This window comes from Agromyces sp. Soil535, from assembly GCF_001428255.1.
Taxonomy (GTDB): domain Bacteria; phylum Actinomycetota; class Actinomycetes; order Actinomycetales; family Microbacteriaceae; genus Agromyces.
Genome location: NZ_LMRW01000012.1, coordinates 165,420 through 181,826 on the forward strand (window position 1 = coordinate 165,420; position 16,407 = coordinate 181,826).

Sequence of the window (16,407 nt, forward strand, 5' to 3'; positions counted from 1 at the left end):
CGTGCTTCCCATCACCGTGTGCACAAACGGGTCTTGAAAGCTAGTCCATGATTGCCAGGGACCAGCACCAGCCGGCGAGCTCGCGGGCGATCGCGGTGTTCGCGACGGTGTGCTTCTTGTTCTTGGCTGCCAGCACCATCCACCGGCGGTGCAGGCGCCGGTTGCCGGCATCGCCGCGGGCTACGGCGGCAGCGGGTGCTTTCGCCCACCGGTCGGTCATGACCTTGCCGGGCGCGTACCCGGCCTTGTGGTGCCAGGCGGCTTCGATCAGCAACCTTCGGGCGTGGCTGTTCCCGGTCTTGGTGATCGGGCCCAGGCTGCGGGAACCGCCGGATGAATGCTCGGACGGGACCAACCCCAGATAGGCGGCGATCGTGGCACCCGTGAACCGGTGCCAGTCGCCGATCTCGACAGCGAGAGCGAACCCGGTCAGCGTGGAGATCCCACGTAGACAACACAGTCGGTTCGTGGTGTCGGTGAACTCCGAGTCCGCTGCCATCGCGACGATATCCGCGTCGAGCCGGTCGCGGCGGGCGAGGATCATCGTGACCGCATCGAACGCGGCGTCGAACGCGGCCACGGTGCCCGCCCCGGCACCGTCGAGGCCGTCTTTGCGGACGCGTCGCAGCCAGGCGTCGTGCGGTCGGTTCCAGGTCACGGAACCGTCGTAGACGATGCCGCGGCGCAGCAGCAGCTTCGAGAGCCGGTGCCGGGCCGCCAACAGATCGGTGCGGGCATCGTCACGTGCTCGGACCAAGTCGCGGGCGGCTTCCTCCGAATCGGTCGGGATCCGCACCGCGGTCAGCTCGTCCATCCGCAGCAGCCGGGCCAGCAGCAGCGCGTCCCTGGCGTCGGTCTTGACCCGATCCCCGGCCGGGCGGATGATCTTCGATGGTGCCGCGACCGTCACCGGTACTCCCGCCCGTCCCAGCCCACGCGCCAGACCGAACCCCGTCGGGCCCGCCTCATACGCGGCAGCGACCGGGCCCATCCGCTCGCCGACCGCTTCCACCCACGCCAGCGTCGCCGCGTTCCCACCCGGCAAACGCGCCTGCACCACCTCACCCGTCACTGTGTCGATCGCCGCAGCACGCACCGATCGCGCGTGCACGTCCAAACCGATCGTCGTACGCTCGTTAAACACCCAGGGCCTCCAATGCATGTCGGCACCCCCGCACCCAACGCGGGGATGATCCACGAATCTGCATCGCGAGGCCCTGGGCCCACAAGACCCGAACCCCGCCACCCTCATAGGGTCTGAGCTCACCCGTGGCGGCATCCGCACCGTCAGCCGGCGCGGATCCGGTCGCTCAGGCCGTGAGCTCGCGCATGCCCGACTCGAGCGCGGCGACGGCTGCGGTCGCCGCGGCCCGGCGCTCCGCAACCGTGCCCACCGCACCGACCGCGTCGATGTAGACCTTGAGCTTCGGCTCCGTGCCACTCGGCCGCACCATCACGCGGCCACCGCCCTCGAGCACGATGCGCAGCACGTCCGACGGTGGCAGCGCTCCGAACCCGTCGGCGAGGTCCTCGACCCGCTCGACCCGGATGCCGCCGACGGAGGCCGGCGGCTCGGCGCGCAGACGCGCCATGATCTCGCCGATCCGGGACAGGTCGGTGACGCGGAGGGAGATCTGGGTCGACGCGAAGCATCCGAATCGTTCCACGAACTCGTCGAGGTGGTCGGCGACCGTCCTGCCAGCGGCCTTCAGCTCGGCGGCGAGCGACAGGAACGCGACAGCGGCGGAGATGCCGTCCTTGTCTCGCACGGTCTCGGGGTTCACGAGGTAGCCGAGCGCCTCCTCGAAGCCGAAGACGAGCCCCGTGGCGCGGGAGATCCACTTGAAGCCCGTGAGCGTGGCCTCGAAGTCGAGGTCGTACGCGTGCGCCACCGCCTCGAGCCCGGGGGATGAGACGATCGAGCACGCGAGCGTGCCGGCGGGTGCGGAGTCGCCGGATGCGCGGGCGACGCGACGCGCCGACTGCCAGCCAAGGAGGAGGCCCGCTTCGTTGCCCGTGAGGCGGCGGTAGCCGCCGTCGGCCGCGGCATCCGGGATCGCGATCGCGAGGCGGTCGGCGTCGGGATCGTTCGCGATCACGAGTTCCGCGTCGACCTCCCGGGCCTTCTCGAAGCTCAGGTCCATCGCGCCGGGCTCTTCGGGGTTGGGGAACGCGACAGTGGGGAATGCGGGGTCGGGCGAGATCTGAGCCGAGACGAGTGCGGGCGCGGCGAATCCCGCCGCGGCGAGCACGCGCGCGGTCGTCTCCCAGCCGACGCCGTGCATCGCGGTGTAGGCGACGCGGGGCTGGGCGGCGGGTGTTGCGGCCACGAGCGCGGTCTGCCGCACGTACTCGTCGACGACGGCCTCGGGCGCGGTCTCGAACCCGCCACGCGGCAGCTCGGGCACCGTGGTCGACGCGGCGACGCGGAGGATCGCGGCCGCGATCTCGGCATCGGCCGGAGCCACGATCTGCGACCCGTGGTCGTCGCCGCCGAGGTACACCTTGTAGCCGTTGTCGTTCGGCGGATTGTGCGAGGCGGTCACCATGACGCCGGCCGAGGTGTCGAGGTGGCGCACGGCGAACGCCAGTACCGGTGTCGGCAGCAACCGCGGCAGCAGCACGGCGCGTACGCCGGCGCCCGCCATGATCTCCGCGGAGTCACGGGCGAAGACGGCCGAGTTCCTACGGCCGTCGTACCCGATCACGACCGACGGCGTCTCGCCCGGTCGAGCCCGCTCCAGCAGGTACGCGGCGAGCCCCGCCGCGGCCTGCGCCACGAGTACGCGGTTCATGCGGTTCGGACCGGCGGCGATCTCGCCGCGAAGGCCCGCCGTGCCGAACGCGAGGCGCGTGTCGAAGCGGTCCGCGAGCTCGGCGGATGCCGCGGCATCCCCGGCTCGGGCCCCGTCCACGAGCGCGGCGAGCTCGGCGCGGGTCTCGGGGTCGGGGTCCTGCGCGATCCAGGCATCGGCGAGGGCGAGCCGCTCGGCAGCGGCGACGTTCGTCTGCGACATCCGGAGCCTCCTAGAGCTCGGCCACGATCTTCGCGAGCAGGCCCGAGATCACGGCCTCGGCGGCGCGGCCGGCCTCGATGACCTCCTCGTGGCTGAGCGGCGTCCGCTGGATGCCGGCGGCGAGGTTGGTGATGAGCGACATGCCGAGGATCTCCATGCCCGCCTCCCGGGCCGCGATCGCCTCGAGCGCCGTCGACATGCCGACGATGTGGCCGCCGATGGCCTTCGCCATCTGCACCTCAGCGGGCGTCTCGTAGTGCGGCCCCCGGAACTGGCAGTAGACGCCCTCGTCCAGCGACGGATCGATCGAGCGCGCGAGGTCGCGGAGCCGGCGGGAGTACAGGTCGGTCAGGTCGACGAACGTCGCGCCCTCGAGCGGCGAGGCGGCGGTCAGGTTGATGTGGTCGCTGATGAGCACGGGGGTGCCGGGCGTCCAGTGCTCCTTGATGCCCCCGGCCCCGTTCGTGAGGATCATCGTCGACGCGCCGGCGGCTGCGGCCGTGCGCACCGAGTGCACGACCCGTCGCACGCCGTGGCCCTCGTAGAAGTGGGTGCGCGCGCCGATCACGAGGGCACGCTTGCCGCTCGGCAGTGCGACCGAGCGGAGCGTGCCCTCATGGCCCTCGAGCGCGGGCTTCGAGAATCCGGGCACCTCGGCGGCCGCGATCGTGTGCGTGGTCTCGCCGATGAGATCGGCGGCGCGCCCCCAGCCGCTGCCGAGCGTGAGGGCGATGTCGTGGCGCTCCACGCCGGTGAGCTCCGCGATCCTGGCGGCCGCGTCGGCGGCGATGGCGAAGGGATCTGCGTTCGGGTCGTCGAGCGGGTTGGAAGCGTGCATCCCACCACTCTAATGACGCCGCGGATGCCTCGGCGGGCGGCGCTCGATTGGTGGCCGTTCCTGCGCTACGACAGAATGTGAGCATGGCCTACGAGTTCGAGCGCACGCAACGGATCGCCGTCCTCGGAGGAGGTCCTGGTGGCTACGAAGCCGCGCTCGCGGGGGCCAGGCTCGGCGCGGAGGTCACGCTCGTCGAGCGCGCGGGCGTCGGCGGATCGGCCGTGCTCACCGACGTCGTGCCCTCGAAGTCGCTGATCGCGACCGCCGAGGCGTCGAACGCGGTGAAGGAGGCCGCCGACCTCGGCGTGCAGTTCTACGCGAAGGGCTCGGCCGACAAGGCGGTCAAGCCGAGCGTGGCGATCAACCTCGCGGCGGTCAACAAGCGGCTCCTCGGCCTCGCCGCGCAGCAGTCCGAGGACATGCGCTCGAACCTCATCGACGCAGGCGTGAACCTCGTGCAGGGCGAGGGTCGGCTCGACGGCTCGAACGCCATCATCGTCGCGACCGCGAAAGGCGGCACCGACTTCGACCGCATCGAGGCCGACACGCTCGTGATCTCGGTCGGCGCCACGCCGCGGGTGCTGCCCACCGCCGTGCCCGACGGCGAGCGCATCCTCACGTGGACCCAGCTGTACGACCTGCCCGAGATCCCCGAGCACCTCGTCGTCGTCGGGTCCGGCGTCACCGGCGCGGAGTTCGCGTCGGCCTACCGAGCGCTCGGCGCGAAGGTCACGCTCATCTCGAGCCGCGACCAGGTGCTTCCGGGTGAAGACGCCGATGCGGCATCCGTGATCGAGAAGGTGTTCACGCGCAACGGCATGAAGGTGCTGAACAAGTCGCGTGCGGCATCCGTGGTGCGCGACGGCGACTCGGTGGTCGCGACGCTCACGGACGGCCGCGAGGTGCGCGGCAGCCACTGCCTGATGGCCGTCGGCTCCGTGCCGAACACGGCCGGGATCGGGCTCGAGGAGGCGGGCGTGCAGCTCACGGAGAGCGGCCACATCCGCGTGAACCGCGTTGCCCGCACGTCGATGCCGAACATCTACGCGGCGGGCGACTGCACCACCTTCCTGCCGCTCGCGTCGGTGGCGTCGATGCAGGGGCGCACGGCGGTGTTCCACGCCATGGGCGACATCGTCGACCCGCCCGAGGAACGCAACATCACCTCGAACATCTTCACCCAGCCAGAGATCGCGACGGTCGGCTGGACGCAGAAGGACATCGAGGAGGGCGTCGTGCCGGGCGTCATCTACAAGTTGCCGCTCGCGTCGAACCCGCGGGCGAAGATGATGGGGATCCGCGACGGGTTCGTGAAGCTCTTCGCGTCGAGCGGTTCGGGCGCAATCATCGGCGGTGTCATCGTGGCGCCGAAGGCGTCGGAGCTCATCCTGCCGCTCGCGCTCGCCGTGGAGCACCGGCTCACCGTCGACCAGTTCGCCGAGGCGTTCCCGATCTACCCCTCGCTCACCGGCTCGCTGACGGATGCCGCGCGGGCGATGCACGTCGTGCGCTGACGGGGTCGCCGCGATCGCCATTCGTGTGTTTCGGCAGTAGCGAGGTGATTGCTCGGGCGGCCGCGATCCAATGTTCGGTCGTTCGCGTTCTTGCGTCAGAGGTGCCGCGGCGGGACGCGGAGTGTCGAGCCGAGAGGTCGGGCCGGCTGCTTGTAGGCAACCCAGATGTAGGTCGGGACCAGCGGCAGGGCAGCAGCGAGCACCGGTTCGGGGACTCGACGGACCCAGTCGGGCACGACGTCTTCGCCGGCGAACGACTTCGCGTCCGCGAGGACGGGCAGGGTGTAGTCCCAGACGTCGAAGCCAGCGAACAACTTCCGTAGACCGGGTCTGGTCCGGAAGGTCTCGTAATACTCGGTGCCCTTGCCGGTTGCACGCATGTAGCGATCCGCAGCGCTCTGCGGCAGCCACGAGAGGAATGGCAGGCGATAATGCGGCTCCATGATCCCGAGGCGGTTGCCGAGCCCGAGGTAGAGCACGCCGCCGGGCTTCAGGACGCGGCGTACCTCGGCGACGAGCGACTCGGGATCCACCACGTGCTCGTAGACGTGGTTCAGCACGATCACATCCATGCGCTCAGTATCGATGGGCATGTCCTGACCATCGGCGAGACGGAACTCGACGTGATCGCCGAACCGCTCTCGGGCCTTCGCAAGGCCGGGCTCATCGATGTCGACGCCGACGGTGTCGGCCCCGGCCAGTGCCAGTTCGTCGGCGATGAACCCAGCGGAGCACCCGACGTCGAGTGCCTTCAGACCCGACAGGTCATCCCGCCCGAGGGCGTGCCGGATCACCGCCAGAATCTTTGCAGCCTTCCGGCGCCGCGACTGTTCGTCGAGCGTCGCGGCTTGGATCTCTGAGTATGCCGGTTGCTCTTCGCGCTCGCCCGCCATTCAGCGACACTAATTCGTCTGCGGACGCGCGGCAAGTCGACGCGAGCGCCTGAGGTCGAATGTGGCCGAGACGACCGACACGTCCACGCGGGATTTCACATCAGGCGTCGTTGATCGCGAGGAGCAGGTGGCCGCTCGACACGGTCGAACCCGCCTCGGCGTTGACGAGGCCGATGACGCCGTCCTTGTGGGCGACGATGGGCTGTTCCATCTTCATCGCCTCGAGCACGAGCACGAGGTCGCCCTTCACAACCTTGTCGCCTTCGGCGACCGCGACCTTCACGACCGTCGCCTGCATCGGTGCCTTCACGGCGTCGCCGGTGGCGGTGGCGACCGCGTGCGAGGCGGCGCGGCGACGCGGGGCGGGACCTGCCGTGGCCGTCCCGGTGCCGGATGCCGCACCCACGAGCCGCTTCGGCAGGCTCACCTCGATGCGGCGACCCGCGACCTCGACGACGACATCGGTGCGCGCGGCCGGACCCGTGCTCTCGCCGAGCTCGCCCGACCAGGGCTCGATCGCGTTGTCGTACTCGGTCTCGATCCACCGCGTGAACACCGAGAAGGGCTCGTCGCCGTCGGGCGCGAACGCGGAGTTGCGCACGATGTCGCGGTGGAACGGCAGCACGGTGGGCAACCCGGCGACCTCGAACTCGTCGAGGGCGCGGCGTGCACGCTCGAGGGCATCCTTGCGCGAGGAGCCGGTGACGATGAGCTTCGCGAGCAGCGAGTCGAACGCACCGGAGATCTCGTCGCCGGTGGTCACGCCGGAGTCCACCCGCACGCCGGGGCCGCCCGGGAAGCGCATCACGTGGACAGGGCCGGGCGACGGGAGGAAGTTGCGGCCCGGGTCCTCGCCGTTGATGCGGAACTCGATGGAGTGCCCGGTCGCCACGGGGTCGGGGTAGTCGAGCGCGCCGCCCTCGGCGAGCCGGAACTGCTCGCGCACGAGGTCGATGCCCGTGACCTCCTCGGAGACGGGGTGCTCGACCTGCAGGCGGGTGTTCACCTCGAGGAACGACACCGTGCCGTCCTGGCCGACGAGGAACTCGCAGGTGCCGGCGCCGACGTAGCCGACCTCCTTGAGGATGGCCTTCGACGCCTCGTAGAGGGCCTGGTTCTGCTCCTTTGTGAGGAACGGCGCGGGCGCCTCCTCGACGAGCTTCTGGTGGCGGCGCTGCAGCGAGCAGTCGCGGGTCGACACGACGACGACGTTGCCGTGATGGTCGGCGAGGCACTGGGTCTCGACGTGGCGCGGCTTGTCGAGGTACTTCTCGACGAAGCACTCGCCGCGGCCGAACGCGGCGACCGCCTCGCGGGTGGCCGAGTCGAAGAGCTCGGGCACCTCCTCGCGGGTGCGGGCCACCTTGAGGCCGCGGCCGCCGCCGCCGAAGGCGGCCTTGATGGCCACGGGGAGGCCGTGCTCGTCGACGAACTCGAGCACCTCCGCGGCATCCGCCACGGGGTTGAGCGTGCCGGGAGCGAGTGGGGCGCCCACCTTCTCGGCAACATGGCGTGCGGAGACCTTGTCGCCGAGGCGCTCGATGGCCTCGGGGGAGGGGCCGATCCAGGTGAGGCCGGCGTCGATGACGGCGCGGGCGAAGTCGGCGTTCTCGGCGAGGAAGCCGTAGCCGGGGTGCACGGCGTCGGCGCCCGAGCGGCGCGCGACCGAGAGGAGCTTGTCGATCACCAGGTAGGTCTCGGCGCTCGTGGTGCCGTCGAGCGCGTATGCCTCGTCGGCGAGCTTCGCGTGCCGCGCGTCGCGATCCTGGTCGGCGTAGACGGCCACGGAGCCGATGCCGGCGTCGCGGGCGGCGCGGATGACGCGGACGGCGATCTCTCCACGGTTGGCGATGAGGACCTTGGTGATTCGCGGCATAATGCTCAAGCCTATTGGGCCGCCCACCCTCGCCTTTGGGTCGCTTCCACAAAAAAGGTCGATGACCCTTGCGGGCGTCGACAATTGTCGAGGCAAGCGGATGCCGCCCTGCCCGCTCGTGCGTCGTCTCAGCGTCGATTCCAGAGCGACGGCCAGTCGACCCCGAGCTCGCGCACGAGGTCGCGGAGGGTCGAGAGGGACAGGCCCACCACCGTCGACGGGTCGCCCTCGACGCGCCGGATGAACGGGCCGCCGAGGCTGTCGATCGTGAACGCCCCTGCGACGAGCAGCGGCTCGCCCGTGGCGACGTAGGCGTCGATCTCGCGCTCGTCGAGGGCCGCGAAGCGCACGGTCGCGACATCCGCCCGCCCGACCGCGCCGTGGACGCGGCCACCGCGATGGTCGATGACCCAGTGCCCCGACCAGAGGTCGCCGTGGCCGCCGTTCTGCGCGAGCCAGCGCTGCTTCGCCACCTCGGGTCGATGCGGCTTGCCATGGATCGTCCCGCCCGTGAGGAAGGCGGAGTCACCCCCCAGGATGAGCCCGTCGATCGGCTCGCCCCCATGGCGACGGCCGACGATCGCCTCGGCCTTCGCCCGCGCGAGCAGCTGCACCATGTCGCGCGCCTCGAGGGGGCCGGATGCCGCTTCCGCCGCCGTGACCACGGCCTCCTCGTCGACGTCGGGTGCGATCGAGATCGGCTCGACGCCGGCGGATCGCAGGGTCTGGAGCCGGGCAGGCGACGTGGAGGCGAGGTACAGGCGCATGCCTCCATCCTGCCGCTGCGCACCCGTCGCTGTGGAATGCTCGAACCATGGCCGAATCCCGTCGACCCCGCCGCCCGAGTGCACGGCACGGGCCGCGGCGCCCGGCGCCCCAAGCGCCCGCGGCGCCCGACGTCGACGGACCCGTCGTCGAGCTCGACGTCGAGCGTGTCGCGCACGGCGGCGTCTTCGTCGCGCATCACGAGGGTCGTGTCGTCTTCGTCTCCGACGCGATCCCGGGCGAACGCGTCGCGGCCCGCGTCACCGACCGTCGTCACGACCGCTTCTGGCGAGCCGAGACGCTCGAAGTGCTGAGTGCGTCGCCCGACCGGCAGGAGCACGTGTGGGCCGAGGCATCCGTCAGCCGTTCGCCCGCGCACCGCGCCGGCGGAGCCGAGTTCGGTCACATCAGGATGGGTCGGCAACGTGCGCTGAAGGGCGAGGTCCTGCGTGATGCGTTCGAGCGCATGGGCGGCGTCGACGTCGACGTCGAAGTGCGCGGGGTCGACCCCGAGCTGGCCCCCGGGGTCACTCCCGCCGGCACCGGATGGCGCACCCGCGTGCGGCTCCAGGTCGACGACGACGGCGTGGTGGGGCCGTACGCCGCGCGCAGCCACACGGTCGTCCCCGTGGCATCCGTGCCGTTGGCGGTGCCCGCGCTCGCCGACCTCGCCCCGCTCACGAGCAGGTTCCCCGGAGCGCGCGCGGTCGATCTCATCGCCCCGAGCGTCGGCGACCCGGCGGTGGTGGTGATCGATCGCGAGTCGATGTCGCAAGGCCCGCGCGCGACCATCGACGAACGTGTCGGCGACCGGACATTCCGCCTCGACCGTGACGGGTTCTGGCAGGTGCATCGCGGCGCCGCAGCCACCCTCACCCGCGCCGTGCAGGAGTTCGTGTACGACGAGCTGTTCGACCCCCGGGCGGCCAACCTCGACCTGTACGGCGGCGTCGGCCTCCTGGCCGCGGCCGTCGGCGGCCGCTTCGGCGAGACGGTGCGCATCACGACGGTCGAGGCCGACGTGCGGGCGACGGAGCACGCCGGGGCGAACCTCGCCGACTGGGTCGGCGCACTGGCCGTGACGGCACGTGTCGACCGGTTCCTCGACGACCTCGCGGCCACGGCCACGGCCGGTGAGCTGGCACGCCTGCGCGATGCCACGGTCGTGCTCGACCCGCCGCGGTCGGGAGCCGGAAGGGCGGTGGTGGACCGGCTCGCCGAGCTCCGGCCGCGCCAGCTCGTGTACGTCGCATGCGACCCCGTCGCGCTCGCGCGCGACGTCGGCCTCCTGCGTGAGCGGGGGTACGCGCTCGCCGCGATCGGCGCGTTCGACCTCTTCCCGAACACGCACCATGTCGAGGCCGTGGCGAGACTGACCGCTATCGTGTGACTGTCGGGAAAGGGGGCGCACGTGTCGGATGCACGGACGCAGGTCGCTGCCACCGTCGCGATCGTCGACGACCATGAGGCCGTGCGGCTGGGCCTCCGCGCCGCATGCCGCGACGCAGGCTACGAGGTGATGGCGGAGACGTCGAACGTGCCCCAGTTGCTGGATGCACTCGGCGGGCGGTCGTGCGACGTGGTCGTGCTCGACCTCTCGCTCGGCGACGGCTCATCGGTCACCGAGAACGTGCGCGCGGTGCTCGAGACCGGCAGCGCGGTGCTCGTGCACAGCATCGCCGACCGGGTGGCGGCGGTCCGCGAGGCGCTGGCCGCCGGGGCCGCCGGTGTCATTCCGAAGGCCTCCCCGATGTCGGCCGTGATCGGCGCGATCGCGACCGTGGCCAAGGGCGAGGTGCTCAACAACGTCGAGTGGGCGAGCGCGATCGAGGCCGACCGCGACTTCGCGAAGGCGCAGCTCGGCCGACGCGAACGCGACGTGCTGCACCTCTATGCGTCGGGGCTGCCGCTGAAGCTCGTCGCCCTGCAGCTCGGCATCGCGCACTCCACCGCGCGCGAGTACCTCGACCGGATCCGGGCGAAGTACGTCGAGGTCGGACGTCCCGCGCCCACCAAGGTCGACCTCCTGCGGCGCGCGGTCGAGGACGGCATCCTGCCGGGCCTCGACGGCGAGGGCGGGGATGCCCGCCGCTGAGTGGCGGGTCGCGCGACTCGCGACGCGCCGTCGGGCCGCGGTCACGCGTGCCCAGGTCGAGACGGTCTCGGGCCGCGCGCTCGGGCTCTTCGGACTCGTGTTCGGCGCGCAGACGCTGCCCCTCGCGCTCGCACAGTCCTCAGCGCTCATCGAGGGGGCGGGTGCCGCGCTCATGGCCGTGCTCTACGGCGCGATGGTGACGACCGCGGTCGCCACCATCGCGAAGGTCGCCGTGCGCGGGGCGGCCCTCGCGTTCGCCGTGATCTACGCGCTGGCGCTCGTGGCCTGGCCGTTCCTCGTGGTCGACCCCGCCGCGCTCGAGGGGCAGGCCCCATGGCTCTACTACCTCTGCACGGTGGCGACGACCGCGGCGGTGGTCGCCCTCGCCGCTCCGCTCGCCACCGCCTACACGATCGTCGTGCCGGCAGTGTACGGCGTCATCCGGCTCCTCCCGGCCGGCGGCGGGGCCGTGCCGCTCCTCGCCGTGCTGGACGCCATGTACGCCGTCATCCTCGGCGTCGTCGTGCTCATCATCGTGACCATGCTCCGGCAGGCGGCGGAGGCGGTCGACGGCGCCCAGGAGGCGGCGCTGCAGCGCTACGACCTCGCCGCCCGCCAGCACGCCACCGAGAACGAGCGCGTGAAGGTGGACGCGCTCGTGCACGACAGCGTGCTGACGACGCTGCTCTCGGCGGCGGCCGCCAAGTCGCCCGAGGAACAGGCGCTGGCCGCGCGCATGGCGCGCGACGCGGTGAAGCGGCTCGACGAGGCCGGAGCGGCCGGGCCCCGCGCGCTCGAACGGGTGGGCTTGCCCGTGCTCGTGCGCAGGCTGCGGGCCGCGCTCACGACCTTCTCCGCGCCGTTCACCGTGCGCGTCGTGAACGCGGGCGGAGTCGAGCTGCCCGTCGAGGCGGTCGAGGCGCTCTACTCGGCCTCGGTGCAGGCGATGGTCAACAGCATGCAGCACGCGGACGAGCCCGGTCGCGGCACGCGCCGGGAGCTCCGCATCCGCGGGGTCCGCGCCGGCGGCTGCGTCATCGAGGTCGCCGACAACGGCGTCGGCTTCGAACGCGAACACGTGCCGGGCGAGCGACTCGGCCTCCGGGTGTCCATCGAGGAGCGGATGGAGAACGCCGGAGGCAGCGCCGAGATCTCATCGCGACCCGGGCAAGGCACGTCCGTCACGGTGGCCTGGCCGGTCGGAGCCGACGGAGGCGACGCATGATCGCCGTCCCTCGCTGGCTCCTGCTCGTGCTGGGGGCGCTGTTCTCGCTGTACCACGTGATCCTCGGCATCTACTCGCTCGACGTGCCCCGCTCGCCGTGGCCGACGGTGGTCGCCCTCGTGCTCTACTCCGTGGCGACGGTCGCGAGCCTGTGGCCCGTCAAGCACATGCGCATGCCCGACTGGCTGGCCGCGTTCGACCTCGCCGTCAGCATCGTGCTGCCGCTGCTCGTCACGAGCCAGCTGGACCCGGACGCCCAGAACGGGTACGCGACCTGGTACGTCGCGGCGGTGGGCACCCTCATGACCATCGCAGCGGCCAGGCGCCAGCTCGCCGCCGCATGGCTCGGCGTGATCGCGCTCGCCGTGCAGAGCGTCATCTGGGCGGACCCGCTCTCGCTCGGCGCCCTCGGCGTCATCGGCAGCATCGTGTGGGTCGCGATCGCGCACATGCTGACCAGCGCGCTCACCACCGCCGCCCGCGAGACCCGGCGCTACGCACAGGCCGAGCGCGAGGCGGCCGCTTGGCAGGCCGCGCAGGATGCGCACCTCTTCGAGGGGCGCATGCGGCTCGCCCAGACCAACCGCATCGCGGCACCGATGCTCCGGCGCATCGCCGACCGCGGCGGCGACCTCACCGAGGCGCAGCGGCGGGAGTGCCGCATGCTCGAGGCCGCGATCCGCGACGAGATCCGGGGCCGGATGCTGCTCACCGACGCGGTGCGCACCGAGGTGCAGCGCGCCCGCGAGCGCGGCACGATCGTCACGCTCCTCGACGAGGGCGGCATCGACGACCTCGACGAGCCGTCACGCGACCGCGTTCTCTCGCGCCTCGCCGAGGCCGTCGCGCGGTCGAGCGCCGACCGCATCATCGCACGGACGGCCGCAGAGGGTTCGCCGGTGGCCGTCACGGTCGTGGGACTCCGGGAGCCCGAGGGAACGGTCTCCGCCGAGGACACGGATGACCTCGAGGTCGAGTTCTGGCTGGAGATCCCACGGACCTGACGCCCGGCGAACACGCCGGAGGCGGAGGCACCCGGCGGGAACGGACATGAAGGTGGGGGGCCGATCCCCGATCGACCCCCCATCAAGCCCGAGCCACGGCGACAACCCGAATATCGCCCTGACTCGCCCCCAACGGTCACCGGTTACCCGACCAGTGACGGTGGCGACTCCCAACAGGAGCCTGCGATATCCATATTGACGCACCCCGTGCCGATCGAAAAGTCATCATTTCGGAGGACACATGGGCGTCCGGGGGACACGGGCGAACGTCCGTGCCCCCGTCAGCGCCGCAACTTCGCGGATCCCACCGGCAGGCATGGACGAGCTGCGCAGGGAACGGGGGACGCTCAGGTCTCAGCGAGCGGATCGCACCCAGTTTCCGGGTCCGACGGGGAACGGAGTGCGCAGCGCGCCGGCGCTCTGCACCCACGGGGCGCGGGCGGGCTCGGCGACGGGAGCCGCGGCCGTGCCCTCCTCGAGTGCTGCGAGCAGCACCGCGGTGACCGCCGCGGCCTCCTCGTCGCTGACGTCGCGCGTGACGAAGCGGATGGCGTCGGCGCGGGCGTCGGCCTCATCGGCGGTGGGCGCTCCTGCGGTGATGTCGTCGATCATGGCGCCCCCTAGAGCGGGATGTTCCCGTGCTTCTTCGGCGGCAGACTCGCTCGCTTCGTGCGAAGGGCCCGCAGTGCCTTCACGACCGCGACGCGGGTGGCCGCGGGTTCGATGACGCCGTCGAGCTCGCCGCGTTCGGCGGCGAGGAACGGGGAGGCCACGTTGTAGGTGTACTCGTTCGCGAGCTTCGTGCGCACCGCTGCGACGTCCTCGCCCGCCTCCTCGGCGCGCTTGATCTCGCCGCGGTACAGGATGTTCACCGCGCCCTGCCCGCCCATCACGGCGATCTCGGCCGTTGGCCAGGCGAGGTTGATGTCGGCGCCGAGCTGCTTGGAGCCCATCACGATGTACGCCCCGCCGTAGGCCTTGCGGGTGATCACGGTGACGAGCGGCACGGTCGCCTCGGCGTAGGCGTACAGGAGCTTCGCCCCGCGGCGGATGACGCCCGTCCACTCCTGGTCCGTGCCCGGCAGGTAGCCGGGCACGTCGACGAGGGTGAGGATCGGGATCGAGAACGCATCACAGAAGCGCACGAACCGCGACGCCTTCTCGCCCGCCGCGATGTTCAGCGTGCCCGCCATCTGGCTCGGCTGGTTCGCGATGATGCCGACCGAGCGGCCCTCGATGCGGGCGAAGCCCACCACGATGTTCGGGGCGAACAGCGGCTGCACCTCGAGGAAGTCGCCGTGGTCGACGATCCCCTCGATGACCGAGTGCATGTCGTACGGCTGGTTCGGCGAGTCGGGGATGATCGTGTTGAGCCGGCGGTCCTCGTCGGTGATCTCGAGCTCGACCTCGGCGTCGTACACCGGGGCATCCGTCATGTTGTTGTCGGGCAGGAACGAGACGAGCGTGCGAGCGTAGTCGAGTGCGTCGGACTCGTCGCTCGCGAGGTAGTGCGCGACGCCCGAGATGGTGTTGTGGGTGAGCGCGCCGCCGAGCTCCTCCATGCCGACGTCCTCGCCGGTGACCGTCTTGATCACGTCGGGGCCGGTCACGAACATCTGGCTGGTCTTGTCGACCATGATCACGAAGTCGGTGAGGGCGGGGGAGTAGACCGCACCGCCGGCCGCTGGACCGCAGACGATCGAGATCTGCGGGATGACGCCGGATGCCGCGGTGTTCCGCCGGAAGATCTCGCCGTACTTGCCGAGCGCCACGACGCCTTCCTGGATGCGCGCCCCGCCCGAGTCGAGGATGCCGATCATGGGCGCGCCGATCTTCAGGGCGAGCTCCATGACCTTGATGATCTTCTCGCCGGCGACCTCGCCGAGCGATCCGCCGAAGATCGTGAAGTCCTGCGAGTACACGGCGACCTGGCGGCCGTGGATGGTGCCCGTGCCGGTGACGACCGCATCGCCGTAGGGGCGCTTCGCGTCCATGCCGAACGCGTGGGTGCGGTGCCGCACGAACTCGTCGAGCTCGACGAACGAGCCGGGGTCCAGGAGCTCCGCGATGCGCTCGCGCGCGGTCATCTTGCCCTTGGCGTGCTGCTTCTCGATGGCCGCCTCGCCCGACGCGGTCACGGCTTCGTGATAGCGGTGCTTGAGGTCGGCGAGCTTGCCGGCGGTCGTGGAGAGGTCTGGGCCGTCAGTCGCTTCGGTCACGCCGTTCACTCTACCGGCGAGTATCGGGCCGACTTCGTTGATGGTTTCCTACAAATCCGTCCTTGGACGTCGTGCATTCCCGTGACGCGCGGAACTGGGAGACTGTCGGCATGGATCTTCCGCTCAGCCGCGCGGCGGTGCCGCGCCTCGAATTCCTCGCGACGGCCGGGTCGACGAACGACGAGTTGCGCGACGCCGCGAACGGGCCGGATGCCGCGGGCTGGCCGCACGGCTCGGTCATCGTCACGGACGACCAGACCCGTGGACGCGGTCGGATGGGGCGCACGTGGATGGCGCCGACGGGCAAGACGCTCGCGATCTCCGTGCTCCTGCGCCCCGGACTGCCCGGCGGCGCGCCGTTCCCGGCCGACGGCTACGGCTGGATCCCGCTCATCGCCGGTGCGGCCATGACGGAGGCGGTGCGCCGGGCGGTCGACGCAGCGGCATCCGTCGCCCCCGACGAGCCGGAGGATGACGGCACCGGCGGTGTGGAGGTCGAGCTCAAGTGGCCGAACGACGTGCTCGTCTCGGGCTACAAGGTCTGCGGCATCCTGTCGGAGCTCCTTCCCGACACCGGCGCAGTGGTCGTCGGCGCCGGGCTCAACCTCACCCTCGACGAGCACGACCTGCCCGCCATCTCCTCGACGTCGCTCCTGCTCGTCACCGGCGTGCAGCCCGACGCCGACGCGGTGCTCGCCGACTACCTGCACACCTTCCTCCACCTGTTCCGCGCCTTCGCCGAGCACGGCGCGGATGCCGCCGCGAGCGGCATCGCCGACCGCGTCACGGCACTCTGCAGCACCGTTGGCGCCGAAGTGCGCGTCGAACTGCCCGGAGGACGCGAGATCCTCGGCGTGGCCGAGCGTCTCGACCGCGACGGCCGCCTCGTCGTGCGCGACCGGAATGGAGAGGCGCAGTCTGTCGCCGCGGGCGACGTCACGCACCTGAGGTATTAATGGGC

Annotated in this window: 14 protein-coding genes; 6 read left to right on the forward strand and 8 right to left on the reverse strand. The window is 71.2% G+C overall.

The genetic code is table 11. The features are described from left to right. Nucleotides 1-40 precede the first annotated feature (40 nt). The 3 genes from ASG80_RS10160 to ASG80_RS10170 all read right to left on the reverse strand — a co-directional run bounded on the left by ASG80_RS10160 (nt 41) and on the right by ASG80_RS10170 (nt 3,855). On the reverse strand, nt 41-1,162 hold the full coding sequence (locus ASG80_RS10160; RefSeq protein ID WP_056730186.1) for an IS110 family transposase: 1,122 nt from the start codon (nt 1,160-1,162) through the stop codon (nt 41-43). A 148-nt stretch (nt 1,163-1,310) separates the two neighbouring features. After that, the gene (locus tag ASG80_RS10165; protein ID WP_056730188.1) at nt 1,311-3,017 is read right to left on the reverse strand and encodes a phospho-sugar mutase; all 1,707 of its coding nucleotides are present in this window, start codon (nt 3,015-3,017) and stop codon (nt 1,311-1,313) included. Between the two features lie 10 nt (nt 3,018-3,027). After that, complete coding sequence (locus ASG80_RS10170) at nt 3,028-3,855, reverse strand: purine-nucleoside phosphorylase (protein ID WP_056730190.1); 828 nt, start codon at nt 3,853-3,855, stop codon at nt 3,028-3,030. An 83-nt stretch (nt 3,856-3,938) separates the two neighbouring features. Here ASG80_RS10170 and ASG80_RS10175 point away from each other — a divergent pair, with 83 nt between their 5' ends. Beyond that, the gene (locus tag ASG80_RS10175) at nt 3,939-5,369 is read left to right on the forward strand and encodes an NAD(P)H-quinone dehydrogenase (RefSeq protein ID WP_056730192.1); all 1,431 of its coding nucleotides are present in this window, start codon (nt 3,939-3,941) and stop codon (nt 5,367-5,369) included. A 95-nt stretch (nt 5,370-5,464) separates the two neighbouring features. On the opposite strand, the gene ASG80_RS10180 is transcribed toward ASG80_RS10175, so the two are convergent. From ASG80_RS10180 to ASG80_RS10190, 3 genes are all read right to left on the reverse strand, one after another. Then, complete coding sequence (locus ASG80_RS10180; RefSeq protein ID WP_056730194.1) at nt 5,465-6,262, reverse strand: bifunctional 2-polyprenyl-6-hydroxyphenol methylase/3-demethylubiquinol 3-O-methyltransferase UbiG; 798 nt, start codon at nt 6,260-6,262, stop codon at nt 5,465-5,467. Between the two features lie 100 nt (nt 6,263-6,362). Then, a complete protein-coding gene (locus ASG80_RS10185; RefSeq protein ID WP_056730196.1) occupies nt 6,363-8,138 on the reverse strand; it encodes a biotin carboxylase N-terminal domain-containing protein in 1,776 nt (591 codons plus the stop codon). A gap of 128 nt (nt 8,139-8,266) precedes the next feature. Then, nucleotides 8,267-8,905: a nucleoside triphosphate pyrophosphatase gene (locus ASG80_RS10190; RefSeq protein WP_056730198.1), complete on the reverse strand. Its 639-nt coding sequence runs from the start codon at nt 8,903-8,905 to the stop codon at nt 8,267-8,269. Nucleotides 8,906-8,952: 47 nt separating this feature from the next. On the opposite strand from ASG80_RS10190, the gene ASG80_RS10195 reads away from it, so the two are divergent. The 4 genes from ASG80_RS10195 to ASG80_RS10210 are packed head-to-tail and all read left to right on the forward strand — an operon-like array spanning nt 8,953 to nt 13,227. Continuing rightward, on the forward strand, nt 8,953-10,293 hold the full coding sequence (locus ASG80_RS10195) for a class I SAM-dependent RNA methyltransferase (RefSeq protein WP_056730200.1): 1,341 nt from the start codon (nt 8,953-8,955) through the stop codon (nt 10,291-10,293). 21 nt (nt 10,294-10,314) lie between these two features. Then, nucleotides 10,315-10,998, forward strand: coding sequence for a response regulator transcription factor (locus ASG80_RS10200; protein WP_235508266.1), 684 nt, complete (start codon nt 10,315-10,317; stop codon nt 10,996-10,998). Next, nucleotides 10,985-12,223 (forward strand): sensor histidine kinase, encoded by a 1,239-nt coding sequence (locus tag ASG80_RS10205; protein ID WP_056730203.1) that lies wholly within the window; start codon nt 10,985-10,987, stop codon nt 12,221-12,223. The genes ASG80_RS10200 and ASG80_RS10205 overlap by 14 nt, the downstream gene beginning before the upstream one ends. Beyond that, nucleotides 12,220-13,227 (forward strand): hypothetical protein, encoded by a 1,008-nt coding sequence (locus ASG80_RS10210; protein ID WP_056730206.1) that lies wholly within the window; start codon nt 12,220-12,222, stop codon nt 13,225-13,227. Before ASG80_RS10205 ends, ASG80_RS10210 begins: the two co-directional genes overlap by 4 nt. A gap of 354 nt (nt 13,228-13,581) precedes the next feature. On the opposite strand, the gene ASG80_RS10215 is transcribed toward ASG80_RS10210, so the two are convergent. Next, a complete protein-coding gene (locus ASG80_RS10215) occupies nt 13,582-13,839 on the reverse strand; it encodes an acyl-CoA carboxylase epsilon subunit (protein WP_056730208.1) in 258 nt (85 codons plus the stop codon). An 8-nt stretch (nt 13,840-13,847) separates the two neighbouring features. After that, nucleotides 13,848-15,446 carry an acyl-CoA carboxylase subunit beta gene (locus ASG80_RS10220; protein ID WP_056730912.1) on the reverse strand — a complete coding sequence of 533 codons (1,599 nt, stop codon included), beginning with the start codon at nt 15,444-15,446 and terminating at the stop codon, nt 13,848-13,850. 110 nt (nt 15,447-15,556) lie between these two features. Between ASG80_RS10220 and ASG80_RS10225 the strand changes: the two genes are divergently transcribed. Beyond that, nucleotides 15,557-16,402: a biotin--[acetyl-CoA-carboxylase] ligase gene (locus tag ASG80_RS10225; RefSeq protein WP_056730210.1), complete on the forward strand. Its 846-nt coding sequence runs from the start codon at nt 15,557-15,559 to the stop codon at nt 16,400-16,402. Nucleotides 16,403-16,407: the final 5 nt, after the last annotated feature.

Excerpts from the sequence above, each read along its gene's own strand:
- ASG80_RS10160 (WP_056730186.1), bottom strand. The coding sequence starts at position 1,162 with ATGCATTGGAGGCCCTGGGTGTTTAACGAGCGTACGACGATCGGTTTG.
- ASG80_RS10165 (WP_056730188.1), bottom strand. The coding sequence starts at position 3,017 with ATGTCGCAGACGAACGTCGCCGCTGCCGAGCGGCTCGCCCTCGCCGAT.
- ASG80_RS10170 (WP_056730190.1), bottom strand. The coding sequence starts at position 3,855 with ATGCACGCTTCCAACCCGCTCGACGACCCGAACGCAGATCCCTTCGCC.
- ASG80_RS10175 (WP_056730192.1), top strand. The coding sequence starts at position 3,939 with ATGGCCTACGAGTTCGAGCGCACGCAACGGATCGCCGTCCTCGGAGGA.
- ASG80_RS10180 (WP_056730194.1), bottom strand. The coding sequence starts at position 6,262 with ATGGCGGGCGAGCGCGAAGAGCAACCGGCATACTCAGAGATCCAAGCC.
- ASG80_RS10185 (WP_056730196.1), bottom strand. The coding sequence starts at position 8,138 with ATGCCGCGAATCACCAAGGTCCTCATCGCCAACCGTGGAGAGATCGCC.
- ASG80_RS10190 (WP_056730198.1), bottom strand. The coding sequence starts at position 8,905 with ATGCGCCTGTACCTCGCCTCCACGTCGCCTGCCCGGCTCCAGACCCTG.
- ASG80_RS10195 (WP_056730200.1), top strand. The coding sequence starts at position 8,953 with ATGGCCGAATCCCGTCGACCCCGCCGCCCGAGTGCACGGCACGGGCCG.
- ASG80_RS10205 (WP_056730203.1), top strand. The coding sequence starts at position 10,985 with ATGCCCGCCGCTGAGTGGCGGGTCGCGCGACTCGCGACGCGCCGTCGG.
- ASG80_RS10210 (WP_056730206.1), top strand. The coding sequence starts at position 12,220 with ATGATCGCCGTCCCTCGCTGGCTCCTGCTCGTGCTGGGGGCGCTGTTC.
- ASG80_RS10215 (WP_056730208.1), bottom strand. The coding sequence starts at position 13,839 with ATGATCGACGACATCACCGCAGGAGCGCCCACCGCCGATGAGGCCGAC.
- ASG80_RS10225 (WP_056730210.1), top strand. The coding sequence starts at position 15,557 with ATGGATCTTCCGCTCAGCCGCGCGGCGGTGCCGCGCCTCGAATTCCTC.